The sequence below is a fragment of the Acidobacteriota bacterium genome (genome assembly GCA_003225175.1).
In the GTDB taxonomy this organism is placed as follows: Bacteria; Acidobacteriota; Terriglobia; order Terriglobales; family Acidobacteriaceae; genus Gp1-AA112.
In genome coordinates, this window is record QIBA01000128.1 from 1 (window position 1) to 13708 (window position 13708).

13 protein-coding genes are annotated in these 13708 nt (G+C 55.6%); 4 read left to right on the plus strand and 9 right to left on the minus strand.

Translation table 11 applies throughout. The features are described from left to right. The 4 genes from DMG62_23355 to DMG62_23370 all read right to left on the minus strand — a co-directional run. Positions 1-192, minus strand: a 192-nt coding sequence (locus DMG62_23355) for a hypothetical protein (GenBank protein ID PYY20507.1), incomplete at its 3' end; no start/stop codon positions are given. A 509-nt stretch (positions 193-701) separates the two neighbouring features. Next, positions 702-1325 (minus strand): RNA polymerase subunit sigma-24, encoded by a 624-nt coding sequence (locus tag DMG62_23360; GenBank protein ID PYY20519.1) that lies wholly within the window; start codon positions 1323-1325, stop codon positions 702-704. A gap of 107 nt (positions 1326-1432) precedes the next feature. After that, on the minus strand, positions 1433-1873 hold the full coding sequence (locus DMG62_23365) for a hypothetical protein (protein ID PYY20508.1): 441 nt from the start codon (positions 1871-1873) through the stop codon (positions 1433-1435). Positions 1874-2099: 226 nt separating this feature from the next. Beyond that, entirely contained in the window at positions 2100-2654 is a 555-nt protein-coding gene (locus tag DMG62_23370; protein ID PYY20509.1) for an RNA polymerase subunit sigma, read from the minus strand. Between the two features lie 257 nt (positions 2655-2911). On the opposite strand from DMG62_23370, the gene DMG62_23375 reads away from it, so the two are divergent. Then, positions 2912-4825: a hypothetical protein gene (locus DMG62_23375; protein ID PYY20510.1), complete on the plus strand. Its 1914-nt coding sequence runs from the start codon at positions 2912-2914 to the stop codon at positions 4823-4825. A 103-nt stretch (positions 4826-4928) separates the two neighbouring features. Here DMG62_23375 and DMG62_23380 read toward each other — a convergent pair whose 3' ends face one another. Then, entirely contained in the window at positions 4929-5951 is a 1023-nt protein-coding gene (locus tag DMG62_23380; protein PYY20511.1) for a hypothetical protein, read from the minus strand. 185 nt (positions 5952-6136) lie between these two features. Here DMG62_23380 and DMG62_23385 point away from each other — a divergent pair, with 185 nt between their 5' ends. Beyond that, positions 6137-7675, plus strand: coding sequence for an acetamidase (locus tag DMG62_23385; GenBank protein ID PYY20512.1), 1539 nt, complete (start codon positions 6137-6139; stop codon positions 7673-7675). A 573-nt stretch (positions 7676-8248) separates the two neighbouring features. Here DMG62_23385 and DMG62_23390 read toward each other — a convergent pair. Beyond that, positions 8249-8437, minus strand: a complete 189-nt coding sequence (locus DMG62_23390) for a hypothetical protein (GenBank protein ID PYY20513.1) — start codon at positions 8435-8437, stop codon at positions 8249-8251. A 448-nt stretch (positions 8438-8885) separates the two neighbouring features. Here DMG62_23390 and DMG62_23395 point away from each other — a divergent pair, with 448 nt between their 5' ends. Together DMG62_23395 and DMG62_23400 are read left to right on the plus strand one after the other, a co-directional pair. Beyond that, positions 8886-10958: a hypothetical protein gene (locus DMG62_23395; protein PYY20514.1), complete on the plus strand. Its 2073-nt coding sequence runs from the start codon at positions 8886-8888 to the stop codon at positions 10956-10958. 99 nt (positions 10959-11057) lie between these two features. Further along, on the plus strand, positions 11058-11501 hold the full coding sequence (locus DMG62_23400) for a hypothetical protein (GenBank protein PYY20515.1): 444 nt from the start codon (positions 11058-11060) through the stop codon (positions 11499-11501). 544 nt (positions 11502-12045) lie between these two features. Here the strand turns inward: DMG62_23400 and DMG62_23405 are convergent. The 3 genes from DMG62_23405 to DMG62_23415 all read right to left on the minus strand — a co-directional run bounded on the left by DMG62_23405 (position 12046) and on the right by DMG62_23415 (position 13175). Then, the gene (locus tag DMG62_23405; GenBank protein PYY20516.1) at positions 12046-12435 is read right to left on the minus strand and encodes a hypothetical protein; all 390 of its coding nucleotides are present in this window, start codon (positions 12433-12435) and stop codon (positions 12046-12048) included. 108 nt (positions 12436-12543) lie between these two features. Next, complete coding sequence (locus tag DMG62_23410; GenBank protein PYY20517.1) at positions 12544-12942, minus strand: hypothetical protein; 399 nt, start codon at positions 12940-12942, stop codon at positions 12544-12546. After that, complete coding sequence (locus DMG62_23415) at positions 12939-13175, minus strand: hypothetical protein (protein ID PYY20518.1); 237 nt, start codon at positions 13173-13175, stop codon at positions 12939-12941. The genes DMG62_23410 and DMG62_23415 overlap by 4 nt, the downstream gene beginning before the upstream one ends. Between the last annotated feature and the right edge of the window lie 533 nt (positions 13176-13708).

Consider the following 13708-nt stretch of genomic DNA (forward strand, 5'->3'; position numbering starts at 1 on the left):
AACAGTGAACCCAATGTCTGTGTATACCGACTGCTCATCACCACTTAGGTGTGCTTCTCGCGCGACAACCTGGCCTTCGACTATTACTCTGCTCTCCTTAACTACGTTGCCAAACTTGTAAGGTCCGAATACTACTCTGTCTGAGAAGGTACCTGCGGTTGCCGATCCCTTCTCGTGGACTTGGTCTCGCAACGTTTTGGGAGGAGATTCCTGAGAGAACACAGCTACCGAGCATAGGGCTACAATTAAGCAAGTGGAGAAAGCACTCACTCTTAACAGAGGTTGATTTGTCACGATTCCTCCTCTTGCTGCGCTTACAAAGCCCTTCTTATGATGCGCAAGCATTCAGGCGAATGCTAGTAAGCTAAAGCAAACCGTGTCAGCCGGGAAAGAATACACCAGAAATGCTAGTGGTCAACGTTCCCGTTGTGAGAATTCCTCAAATCGTAACATGGACGGGTGGCACGCCCTTCTTCTTATTTCGTTTCTGATTCCTGTTTTGGGACTGTAGATGCGGACGGAAAGAGGGACAGCCTGACCAGCCCTATTTTTCCGCTAGAATCTTTGCCGATTTGAACCTGGGGCGGATCAGGAGCCTGTCGGAGATAGATTCTCTGAAACAACGAATCAACAACTTGCAAACTGTTCTCGGCCTTAGGTTGTTGATTCCTGGTTCGGGAATCGTTTACTCCGACAGGCTCTCAGGCTGTCCCCGTTTCTTCCCCATTAAGGGATGACATATCCGCACCAAGGGTCATGTCGGGTCGCGTCTTCTCTTGTCCAAAGTAGCGGCTCAAGCCGTCCCGCAGTTGCAGGCGTGCTCGCAAGAGCCGCGTCTTGACCGCAGGTTCGCTGATTCCCAATATCTCTGCCGTTTCTGTGATTGAGAATCCTTCGATGCGCAACCAAAATACGGTGCTGTAGCCGAGCGGCAGCGATTCCAAAACTTTTCTCAAAATATTTCGTAATTCCAGCCGGCTATAGAGCTGCTCGGGGTTCGGCCTCCAATCGACCGGGTGTGAACCGAGTTCGTCATCTCGCGCATCATCACTAATCGACACTGTCCGCTCGGGGCGGAATCCGCGCACCTTCACAAATGCCATGTTTACAGCGATTCGAGTGAGCCAGGTCGAAAACCGCGCTCTCACCTGAAAGCTACTCAGGTGCTTAAACGCTTTGAGAAATGTCTCCTGCGCGATCTCTTCAGCATCCTCGCGGCGGCGCGAGATGTGGAGCGCGATCCGTAGGATGGGGCCGCTGTTTCGCTGTACCAACTGATCAAATGCATCGAGGTCTCCACGCTTAGCGGCGCGGACAAGTTCCATTTCAGCAGAGTCAGCTGTCGCGTTGTTTCTCTGGGCTTTCAATGCAGAGTTCTCCTTTCGCTGTGCTCGTCGAATATTTAGTTCTGGAGCTATCGTTGCGGCGACGGTTACTTTGCAATCTGCCCAACGTCAACAGTCGCGTCCGACCAGGCTACGGCGCGCTTTGCGACAAGGAGCACTTGTGTTTTCGGCATGAGTTCCTCAAATGCCAATATCACTACCCCTTGCGCAAACATGTAGCGGTTCCATTTGACGAGCCTGATCTCTCGGCTATCGACGTCCACACCTTCCCCGTGTTTTTCGACGCCCAGAACCAGCGTGACCCGGGGCCTGAGATCATGGCTGCTTCCGAATTCCCGTTGAACCGCAGCGCACGCGGAAAGATAGACTTTGCCTGCTTCAGCACTCGGCGATTTCTGGTTCACGTTGCTGCGAATTGCTAATCCTTCCTGTGCAACCGAGATGGTCGTGAGAAGAAACAACGCAGTAACGAGTGCGAGCAGCTCAGAGAACTTACTATGCCAGATTTCAGTTCTCTCCCTTTTCACGCGGCACCGCCAAAAAGTACTTCAAACTGCCCTGTCCCTTCCGCATTTAAGACCACGTACACTGCGAGTCGCTCCTCTTGTGCAACTCGCTGTATCGAGTTTCTTGTTCTGTGTGTCGGAATTGGATTACGCCAAACAATTTCTAACGTCATAATTCTGCTTCCTTGCTGTTAGCGTTTCGATGCAATTGTGGTGACGCGATACCAAAATGCCCGAGCAGCTGAACTCATCGGCAAGATACAAGTTCTTGCGAGGGCCGCCGTCTCGTACTCTTGATCAACTGTTTCTTCAGCCGTTCGCGTGCGCGAAGCAGCGTCGACGCGACACTACCCATGGGTATGTCCAAAACCTTGGCCATTTCGGAATAAGACATACCCTCGATCTCACGCATAATGAGAACCTCACGATATTTGATCGGCAGCTCCTGAATGGCCGTTCTGACAAGCTGGACATCGGCGGTCCGGATTGCGAGCACTTCGGGTGTTCCCAAAGCGCGCACCTCTATCTCTGTTTCATCATCATGGAGCGTCGTGAACGACCCCTGTGGAAGCTTTTCGCGCAGCCGCGTATAGCACGTATTGCGCACAATCTGGAGCAGCCATGCGCGGCTATTGCCTTCCCGGAAGCCGTTAAAGAACCGGAAAGCCCGAAGGTAGGCGTCCTGAACCGCATCTTCAGCGTCTTGCACATTGCCGGTCAGCCATCGCGCCAACGTGTATGCTGCGTTGAGATGCGGAAGCATCGTGGCTTCAAATCTTCCGCTACCGTTTGTCGATATCATGCGTACTCTCCCCGTCTGCTTGCGACGCACTTTCCGTCATCCTTGAATCTCAAAGTGGCTCGTTTAATGCCGGAATCGCATTCCAGCAGCAGACGATGGCGCAACTCTGCTCGGATTGCAGATCTACGGCAATGGTCTGCCGGTCCTATTCCCAGGAAACTGGGATCCCCAGCTAACGCCCACAAAACACGAGGGTTTGCGGGGGTTGTCCCCTGCTCCATTTCCTCGACGCCGATACGGTGATACACTCGCCCGCCATGGAACCACCCAGTCAAGGTTCCGGACATCTTCGGTTTGGCGTCTTCGAAGTCGATTTTCGAGCAGGGGAACTTCGCAAGCGCGGCCTAAGAATCAGGTTGCAGCAGCAGCCATTCCAGGTTCTGGAGATGCTGGTGCTCAAACCGCGAGAAGTCGTGAGTCGTGACGAACTGCGCAACAAACTCTGGCCAGCCGATACGTTCGTGGATTTCGACCACGGACTCAACAAAGCCGTCAACAAGATTCGCGATGCGCTTGGAGACTCAGCCGACAATCCGCGTTTCGTAGAGACGGTGGCCCGTCGTGGCTATCGATTCATTGTGGACGTAGCCGTTCTAGAGGAGACAGATTCTGATCCCGCGCAAAAGCTAAACTCCGCAGGATTGGCTACGACAGCCACCGTACGCCGGCGGTCGCCCCGGTCTCTTGTTTGGAAAGCCTTCGCTCTGGTTGTGGTCGCAGCTTTGGCAGCGTCGGTGCTATGGACGCTTCGCTCGCGAAGTCGACCGTCGTCGATTCATTCTTTGGCGGTACTTCCACTAGAGAGCCTCTCTGCCGATCCCTCGCAGGATTATTTTGCTGATGGTATGACGGACGAACTAATCACCGATCTTGGTCAAATCAGCGCATTGCGCGTGATTTCCCGAACCTCGGTGATGACCTATAAAGGCGCACGTAAGCCCTTACCTGAGATCGCGCGTGAACTGAAAGTGGACGCCGTGGTGGAAGGAACCGTCCTGCGTTCTGGAAACCAGGTCCGCATCACCGCGCAGCTGATCCAGGCGCCTGCAGATAAGCATTTGTGGGCCAAGAGTTATGAAGGTGATTTGCGCGATACGTTAGCACTCCAGGGCCAAGTAGCGCGAGCTATTGCGGACGAGGTCCGCATTAACCTGACACCGCACGAACAGGCCGTGCTAAGAAATGTGAAGGTGGTTGATCCGGAGGCTTACGAATCCTATCTCAAAGGACGCTATTTCTGGAACAAACGCACGGCCGCCGGTTTGAAGATGGCGAAAGACTATTTTGATCAGGCGATCGCAAAAGATCCCAACTACGCACAGGCCTATAGCGGACTAGCAGACACGTACGCGTTGTTGGGTGACTGGCAGTATGCAGTAATGACTTCCAAGGATGCATTACCCAAAGCGAAGGCCGCTGCGATCAAAGCTTTGGAGTTGGACAATACACTCGGCGAAGCTCATATCTCGCTTGCATTTTGTTTGGACGGGTTCGATTGGGACTTAAGATCCGGAGAGATAGAGTTTCAGCGGGGCATGAAGCTTAATCCCAATTACGCGACTGCCCACCATTGGTATGCCTGGCACCTCGCTCTGTTCGGACGGTATAACGAAGCCGACGCCGAAATGCGAAAAGCGGAAAGCTTAGATCCTCTATCGCTCATCATTAATGCTGATTTGGCAGAACTCCTTCTCATTACCCATTCTTACGACGAGTCGATAGAACAGAGTCGCAAGACGATTGCAATGGATCCGAACTTTGCGCTCGCTCACAATCAATTGGGGCAGGCCTACTTGGAAAAACGGATGCCCAGCGAGGCGATCGCAGAATTTCAAAGAGCGATCCAACTTTCAGGAGGCAGCCCGACATGCCTGGCCAATCTTGCCCGTGCCTACGCCGCGTCCGGACGACGCAATGAGGCAATACAGCTACTCAACGATCTCAAAAAACGCGCGACTCAAACCTACTCGAATGCTGCAGAGATTGCCATGATCTATACCGCTCTGGGTGATCGAGAACAGGCGATGACCTGGGTTCAGCGAGGGTACGAGGAACGCTTTAACCCAGGGGTCCTCCTGCGGCCTAGTTTCGATCCTCTGCGTTCCGTCCCTCGCTTCCAAGATCTTGTTCATCGCACTGGCGTACAAGAATTAGGAAGCCAAGCCCGGTAAAACATCAGTTTGGATGGCCGAAGCTATTGCCGAGTGCCCCACCTTTCGGTTGGGGAAAGAGGGAGAGGGAAAGAGGGGGGAAAGAGGGACAGCCTGACCAGCCCTATTCTTGCGTTAAAATCTGTGCCGATTTGAAAATGGGAAATTGATGCGCCGCCGGCGAATCCGAGGGAAGCAGATCCGAAACAGCTGCATGCTGGTCGAGAAATTCCCGAATGTCCTTCAGAAACTCCGGGCTTTGCATTGCCGGCCCGTGACCGGCGCCTTCAATCTTCTTGAACTGTAAGTTTGGAAACCGACTCTTCGCTTCCTCGTAAAACGCCGGACGGTCGTTACCCCCATAAATCACGAGAGTCGGTACTGAAATAGCTCTGAGTTGTTCGTCGGCTACCCACAAACCCTCGTGGCTGACTGTCTCAGCGCCGAGTGCAATCGAATCTTGACCCGCGTCCATTCTCTTCATCATTTCGCGTTGCTGGGCCCCGGGTTTCGGCCAATCCGGAGGCGCGCTAGCGATCATGGCCTCGGAGAGTGGCATGCCCTTCAAAAGACTCGGCCCCAGGAGCGGCACTTCCTCGTGTTCGGATTCGTACTTCGTGAACCCGAGGCTGCCGCCGATGATGGCCATTCGAATCCGGTCCGGATGAACCGTCAACATTTTCATTGCGATTGAGCCGCCCATCGAATAGCCAATAAGGGCAACCTTCTTTATCCCGAGATGATCCATGAGACGGACCACATCGTTCACCATTTCGATCCCATACTGCTTCGGATCGTGTGGCTTTTCGCTCTTGCCGTGGCCTCGACAGTCCATCGCAATGACCTGATAGTTTTGCGCGAGGTCTTTCGTGACCGGCTCCCATATTTCGGCACTAGCTGCAAAAGGATGGATGAGGAGGACCGGCTCTCCCTTGCCCGCCATGAGATATCTGATCTTCACGCCATTGGAGTTAAAAAAGTGGTCAGCAGTTTGGGCTTGGCCGGGGACTACTGCGGGGACTACAAAGAACAAGCAGAAGAGTACAAGAACCGCACTTCGTTTCACGAGATACCTCCTCAATTCCTTTAACTTGCTGTTCACACGAAACGCCGGGGAGCCCCAGCTTTCCCGTTTCGGTTCTTGCATTGGACTGCCAGACAAAGGGTGCCCTACTCTCGCGCGGTGTTCGCGAGGGTGGGATTACGTGGAGGTGTGTGATACTTCGGTTCTGCTTCCTGTCTTGTCTAACAGTCCGCGTCATCTATGCTAACGATAGTAGCCCTTTGTGGGACGGCTATCCAACAACAGCGAGTCAATTGCGCGAGTTATTGATGTCTTCCTACTCCCACCCTCGCGCAAACACCGCGCGAGAATGGGGCACCCAGATCGTGGAAGTCCGAAGCAACAACCGAAATGGAAAGGATCGGCCACCCCAGGTTGTGGGTTCATCAACAAAACCAGAACCAAAGGGTGGAGCACCCGGCTGTGCCATACTTGATCCGATACATATTCCCCGCAAGAGCTCCTCAACAACGCGCATGTCAAAGTCGACTCTTCCCATCGTGCGCTTCACCTGTGCCGTTTTGGTTTTGCTGGCTGCGCAGCTCGGCGCTGCGCAATCCAATCCTTCGCCTGTGGGCGAGTGGCTGGTCACGCTTGACATATTTGGGACGCCCCTGCAGCAGGTGCTCACGCTCAAGTCCGAGGGCGGCAAGCTGACGGGCTCGATGCGTGGCCGCGGGCGTTCGGAGATCGAGGGCACCATCGCTGGCAACGGCGTCCACTTCGTCACACGCCAGGAGAAAGAGACAAATGGCGAGTACGAGGGCACGATTACCGCCGATGGGATGTCGGGTACAGCGCAGGTCTTTGGTCCCAAACCGGAACTGCGAATTCCGGCGAAATGGGCGGCGCGGCGGGTGCCTGCAATCACGCCAGCACCGCCGCAGCGTCATGAGTTTGTCCCCACGAAGTTCCACCGCGCATTCTCGCCGTTCATCGAGCCGGTGCTGCACATCAAATCTGGCGACAGCGTTCATACGACGACCGTCGATGCAGCGGGCAAAGACGAAAAGGGCGCAGCTCGCGTGCTCGGAGGCAATCCCGAAACGGGACCGTTCTTTATCGACGGCGCTCTGCCCGGCGATATCCTCAAAGTAAAACTGAATCGCGTGCGTCTGAATCGCGATTGGGCGGGGAGCGATGATTTTCTGGTTCCCCGTGCCGCCGACGCGAGTCTCGGGCGCGAGATGAAGTATGAGCCGGGCGAAGTACGCTGGAAGCTCGACCGCGAGCGCGGATTGGCAATGCCTGAAAAGCCGGGCGAGCACATGAGCCGCTTCGCCATTCCGGTGAAACCGATGCTGGGCTGCGTAGCGACCGCGCCCGGCACAACAGGCCAGCCCGTGCCCACCGGCGACTCCGGCGGCTTCGGCGGCAACATGGATTACAACGAGATCGGCGAAGGCGCCATTGTCTATCTACCGATCAACATCGCCGGCGCTCTCCTTTATGTTGGGGACGGGCACGCCCTGCAGGGCGATGGCGAGCTGAACGGAAATGCGCTGGAGACGTCAATGGACGTGGAGTTCACTGTCGAGGTCCTCAAAGACAAGAAGCTAAGCACGCCCTTCGTCGAGACGGATCAATACTTCGAAGCCATGGCACTCGCCGGTTCGCTCGACGACGCCTTTCGCGAAGCGACCGGCCGCCTCACACGCTGGCTGATGGATGAGTACAAGCTCACGCCGTCAGAAGCAGCAGTAGTGATGGGCTCGTCAGTGGAGTATCGCATCAGCGAAGTTGCCGATCGCAATGCAGGTGTAGTCGCGAGGTTGCGGAAAGATCGATTGGCAATGTTGGGAAGATAGTTGCTGGGCGTGAGGACCTTTTCACCACGGAGACACGGAGGCACGGAGAAGAGGCTCGGCAGTTGTACCCTTTCGTCCCCCGTACCTTATGTAGTGGTGCGTATTGTAGTGAACCGAGGAAACAACGGATGTAGAGGTTTACACGAGAGCAGGCAGTCCGTTGGTGCGCCCAACATGGCATTGCGATTTCGGCTCGGGACGAGCTTCAATACGAATCAGCCGAGGCTCGTACGTTTACGACACAATTGCTGTCTAATCGAGCTATTCTGGGGCAAGCTGCGGTCTTAACGTTCAAAGCCAATGAAGAAGCATTCCTTGGTGGGATGGTCTATACGGAAGGAAGGGAGCAGACTGAGCCCTGGGATACTTTTTGAGGACTAACTGAAGCGACGTTGGGCTTACTCCGACAATCCATGAGTTGGCGGGGGAATTTGGATCGGCATCCGGCTCAGCACTTCGGACCTGATGACCAAACAGCAGCACTCGCCGGGTGGCACACCCTTATTTCGTTTCTTTGATTCCTGTTATGGGACTGGTAGATGGGGGTGCCCCACTCTGCGCGGTTTGAGGCTGTTACAAAACTCGAAATTCCTCTTTTGAAACCACAACATATTGCGCTTCGCCTGGACTGCGACCACCATAGGTAACAAAATTATTGAGTTTCGTAACAGCCTCGGTTTTCGCAGGGTGCGCTTCTCCAATGCGGCCATTAGACTCAGGCTGTTGTCGTTTGGTCTTTCGAAACACAGAAGATGCCAGCAACCTCGATTGCCAGATTCCGCGTTGGAAAGTTTCAATCTCTCGTCAGGTCAGTTCTGACGTGTAGTTACCTTTTATTGTTGACAGGGTCATAATAGAGGCGGAGAATGCGCCCTACCTCTCCGAAGAGCACATTCCAGAAAGCAGCGCACACCCTCTGAGGCGCAATCCCGGCTCCCGGGCACAAAAGAATCAAATCGAATACTCAACTGGCAATAGGAGACAAGTATGCGTCGCGCATCGCTGCTGATCGCAGGTGTTGCACTTGCTCATCCTCGGCCACGCGCAGTACTCCGTCAGAGCAAATCCTCAGCATTAAGTAGCGTTGCAAACGAGCAGGTATGCAGTCTTGTGGATCATTATGGTCCGCGCCATAAATCACCCATCCACTATCACCCAAACAGCGTCACTGGGCGTATGAGCAAAATTCGATGGCTAACTTGCGGTGTCTATGAAGCGATGCCCGATCTGCTGCACTGAGTACACGGACGAGCAGACTACGTGTTCGACCGACAACGCGCGGCTGATGACCAGCACGGAGTGGATACCGGGGCAAGTGGTTGCCAACAAGTACCGTGTCATCGCTAAGATCGGACGCGGCGCGATGGGTGCCGTCTACAAGGCAATGCACATCGGCCTGGAGGAAATCCGCGCGCTCAAAGTGATGGATCCGCAATATGCGCGGGATCTCAAGTTCATCGCACGTTTCCGCAATGAAGCGCAGGTAGCTCGCCGCCTGCGCCACCCCAACGCCGTCCACGTGGACGACCTCGACCAGGCCGATGATGGCAACCTGTTCATTGCCATGGAATTCGTGGAAGGCGTGAGCCTGCGGCAATTGATCTCCGCCGCGCGCGCACCCTTGTCGCTTGCCCGTGCACTCTGGATTACCCGCTGCGTCGCAGAGGCGCTCGGCGCGGCGCACGCGCTGGGGATGGTCCACCGTGACATCAAGCCTGACAACATCCTGCTGGCGCGTGATGCCAGTGGCCGCGACATCCCCAAGGTGCTCGACTTCGGCATCGTGGCCATGCGCGAAGGCTCGGCCATTGTCAGTTCGTGCCCACTGCTGACCCCGGCCTACGCTCCACCCGAGCAGTGGCAGGGGATGGCGGCCAGCGAGCTCGACGGCCGCGCCGACATCTACGCTCTGGGCATGACACTTTACGAGATGCTGGCAGCCCACTCGCCCTTTGATGCGCACTCCGCCGAGGGCTGGTTGCGCGCGCACCTGGACCAGGTGCCGCCACCTCCCAGCGTCTTCAATCCTGCGCTGCAGGGGAACGCCGATGTGGATGCTCTGGTGTTGCGTATGCTGGCAAAGCAACGGGACCAGCGCCCCGCCGACGCCAATGCGTTGATCCAGGAGCTGAGCTTGATTGAAGCTCAGCACACCTGGGGGAAAGGAGCCATCGACAGTCCTGTCCCCCCGGCCACTCCACCACCTCTTCCTACTGCCACTCGTCCCGAGCCGACTGTTCCGGCGGTAGAGAAAGTGGAGAAAAACGAACAAGAGATTCCGGTGCTGCCTGCAAGAGTCGATCGGTTTCGAGCGCAAACTGATTTCCTTCAGGGTCGTAGAAAGAAAATAGCCCTGGGAGTTGGCGTGAGCCTGTTTGCGCTGACGAGCATCTTGTTCCCGGTGATTCGCATGATGAGCAAGCAACCGCCTCGCGTGAGTGTCAGCCTGATCTCGGGCGCTTCTGCGGCACGTCCTACGACGGCGGCATTCGCGTCGCCACCTGCTTCCGATGGTGCGCTATCGGGGTCCTCATTCCGCACGGCGGCAACAGCGCAGCCGGGCATTTCCGGAGATGCTCCCGTGTCCCCGGTCGCCGCGTCGTCGCAGGTAGACGCGTGTAGCGGGAAAGCACGTTGCTACAGCGCTGGTCCCTTCATGGCAGAAGTTATAGGCATGACGCCCTCGCAAACGCTTGGTGGGTTCCACGTGCTCCAAGTAAATGTTCGGTTCCGAAATCTCACGAACCAGCCGCTCATTCTTGCCTACGTCGCCGGGTCGGGAGTGATCACCGATGACAACGGCAAACGCTACGATCAAAACTACGAAGCATATGTTGGAAACGGCGCCAAGGGAATCGGGACGGTTAACCGGGTTAAGGCCGACCCGCAGTTCGTCTTGACCTCTGGCGCTTCCAGCAACGCGAGTTTCATATTGGCACGGCCTCACGGGGCCAATGCTCTCAACGATCCGATTGGCATGACATTCAACTTCGATCTATCCATCGCACAGTTGGAGGTGTCGCCCAACCAGCAAGTCCGCACCATTCGGGAGTACAGCGTTGATTTCACCGACCTAGGCAACAGCACCGGATCCCGGAAGGCAGCAACCGTGCACCCCGATGTTTCAGGAGACGCTTCCGTGTCCCCGGTCGCCGCGTCCTTACGGGTGTACTCGTGTAACGGGAACACACATTGCTACAATGCTGGTCCCTTCATGGCAGAAGTCATACGCATGATGCCCTCACAGACGCCGCTTGGCTATGTAGGGAACCATGTGCTCTAAGTAAATATTCGGTTCCGAAAGCTCACGAACCAGCCGCTCGGTCCAGTTGTCCATCACCGAGTGCAGAAATATTCGCTATAGCTGAATAGGAGACTAACAATGGCAAGCAAAGTCATTCAGGGTCGGTTGACCCATGTCCAACAGACAACGGAAACCCACGGCCAAATCACACGAGGAACCGGGCAGATAACCAGCGCGAATGCCTGGTCCTTCCGCATTGCTAACCAAGCGGTCCTCTTCAAGTCCCGGGATGGCGCAAGTCTTAGTGATGGCGATTTGGTAGTGGCGGCTGGGCAGGACTCCAAGGGAACGTTTCGGGCGTACGCGATACGAAACGACACTACTGGATCAGTACACGAGGGCTCGAGTATGCTGTGTTTCGTCCTGGGCGGCCTTCTTGCGGTATTCGGAGTGCCCCTGATCCTCTTCTTCCTAATCGGGCTGCTCTTCGTCGGCCTTGGGCTCTACATCGTTTGGATTGGCACCAAGATCCGATCGGCCAATCTCGCGCTGGCGGCTACGCCGATCCTCCAAGCCGGCTAACCTCCTCTTAAAGGATGGAGCACTCTTCTTAAGAAGTCACCGTTTTCGAGGCCGCCAAGCCTGATAACATCCTGGCGGGTGGCCAGTCTTTTCCCGTTTCGGTTTTTGCATCAGACTTCCAGACAATGCCCCTCGCGTGGTTTTGGCGAGGGTGGGATTACGTGCATGTGTGGTACTTCGGTTCTGCGTTTTGTTTTGTCTGACAGCCCACGCCATGGACCCTAAGCGGGTGGCTCAGCCTTTCCCGAGGTGGTGTTCGCCGGGGTACCCCATCCTTGATTCAATAGTCTTGAGGTTTGGTGTGCTGACGAACCGAAAGAGTGGGTGCCCTATCCTCGCGCTTTTCGGAGGGTGAGTGAGAATGACGTCGAGGACTCCAGCCTCTGATGTTGTTTCCGTATTTGGGACACGAGTCGAAACGTAATTCAAGAAGGAAGTAAGAGCAAGAGCGTGGGTTACTCACGACTGCCGGGCGCCGCACTCTGCGCCGGTTTTCGCAGGCTGCGCTATCCATGCTGGCATTGAGCCCTGGCCGGCAGCCACGCTAATGAACGTCGCAGCCGCTGAGTTTCTGGAGGAGGCGATCGCGGAGGTTGCGATACTCATCGATGGTTTTGAATTTGCGTGCGGCCGGCTCATCGTTCAGGATGTACGCGGTCAGCACTTGGGCGTCTGAGTCATCAAACCAGAGATAGGTACTGAGCACGCCACCTTCCAGCTTGGTTCGATTGATTGCATAGCTTTCAAAACGGCCCATTTTGGATTTCGTTGGTTTCTCCGATTCCATATTAGGACTGTCCTTCGCGGACGACTCGAGTGAGTCGATCAGCGACTGCTTGTCGGTGGAATAGCGTGTTTTGTCGAATTGTTCCGCCTTGAGGTTCACGAATGGCTCATTCTGATAGGCAATCAGGATGCGGTAGCCATCCGTCATCGTGACCTCTTTTGGGCCGGAAGACGTCTCGACAGTGCGCGTCATGGCGTGCGGTAGCCGGGTGCCCGACGCTTGCCCGAAAGATAATGTTCCGGACAGTCTCGAGGCTTAGGGTCGGTGTGTCCCTGCCCCGAGCGCAAGATCCAGATTTGCAGCGGCGGCGAAGGCGTTGAAGTCGCGATCGCGCGTAATGAGAGGGATGCGCTGGTCGATACAGCTCTGCGCAATCAGCGCATCGCCGAGACGGGCCTTACGGCGTTTTGCCAGCACTTTAGCTCGCAACGCTCCTGCCCTTTGCCAGTAACCAGGCGCGAGCTCGATGAGAGGTACTTCTGAAATTGTTTCGGCTACATCGGAAGGAAGCTTTGGGTCGCTTAAGAGCTCGGTGAGCACAACCGGCACCATCACCACTTGGCGATCTTCCAGGGCACGGTCGAGCAGTTGTGCGTCCTCGCCACGGCTCCCGTCAAAAAACGCGATCCAGGTGCTTGTGTCGGCTGCGATCACCGGTCGGCCTTCAGCTCCGTCAACCTTCGCGAGAAGCGAACCTTGCCTCGCAGCTTGCGCAGGCGCGCGTAAGTTCTCGAGGCCGCAACCAGTTGTAGCCCAGTACGAACGGTCTGAGTAACCCCTGCACCGCTGGCTTGCTGCGCTTTTTCAAGAAGCGCCACCGGTACCTCCACAGTGATCTTCCGCGCAGTATCCATGATGCCCGATGATACCATATTCGATACCAGCATTGAATATGGTATTTCGTGTTTGCCCTGGCAGCAGTTGCCAGAAATCCCGAGCCGCCATAAGTTCTCGGGGAAAGAGGGACAGCCTGAGAGCCTGTCGGAGTAAACGATTCCCGAACCAGGAATCAACAACTTACAGACAGAGCACTCCTCGCAAGTTGTTGATTCTTCGTTCCAGAAAATCTATCTCCGACAGGCTCCTGACCAGCCCTATTTTTCCGCTACAATCTGTGCCGATTTGAAAATGGGCAGATCAGGCCGTCGGTTTCTTACTGCAGAATTGCTCTGAGTTCCTCGCATTCCCAAGTGATGCCTCCATCGCTAGACAAGCAATCGGCACTCAGCAACCAGCGATTAGAGGTATTTGGAAAATTCGGAGGATCGCGAACCCGGCTGGCCGGACTGGCGCAATGCCAATTTCGCAGATGAGTCGTCCGTTTAGCAGGTCGTCTTGCGTCATCGTCTTATTGCCTTCGCAACTGACGAAGAACGTTTACTGGAGGATCCTGGTTTGTGGCGTTCGGAGCGGTCGTCCT

Excerpts from the sequence above, each read along its gene's own strand:
- DMG62_23360 (PYY20519.1), bottom strand. The coding sequence starts at position 1,325 with ATGGAACTTGTCCGCGCCGCTAAGCGTGGAGACCTCGATGCATTTGAT.
- DMG62_23370 (PYY20509.1), bottom strand. The coding sequence starts at position 2,654 with ATGATATCGACAAACGGTAGCGGAAGATTTGAAGCCACGATGCTTCCG.
- DMG62_23375 (PYY20510.1), top strand. The coding sequence starts at position 2,912 with ATGGAACCACCCAGTCAAGGTTCCGGACATCTTCGGTTTGGCGTCTTC.
- DMG62_23380 (PYY20511.1), bottom strand. The coding sequence starts at position 5,951 with ATGCAAGAACCGAAACGGGAAAGCTGGGGCTCCCCGGCGTTTCGTGTG.
- DMG62_23385 (PYY20512.1), top strand. The coding sequence starts at position 6,137 with ATGTCTTCCTACTCCCACCCTCGCGCAAACACCGCGCGAGAATGGGGC.
- DMG62_23395 (PYY20514.1), top strand. The coding sequence starts at position 8,886 with ATGAAGCGATGCCCGATCTGCTGCACTGAGTACACGGACGAGCAGACT.
- DMG62_23400 (PYY20515.1), top strand. The coding sequence starts at position 11,058 with ATGGCAAGCAAAGTCATTCAGGGTCGGTTGACCCATGTCCAACAGACA.
- DMG62_23405 (PYY20516.1), bottom strand. The coding sequence starts at position 12,435 with ATGACGGATGGCTACCGCATCCTGATTGCCTATCAGAATGAGCCATTC.
- DMG62_23415 (PYY20518.1), bottom strand. The coding sequence starts at position 13,175 with ATGCTGGTATCGAATATGGTATCATCGGGCATCATGGATACTGCGCGG.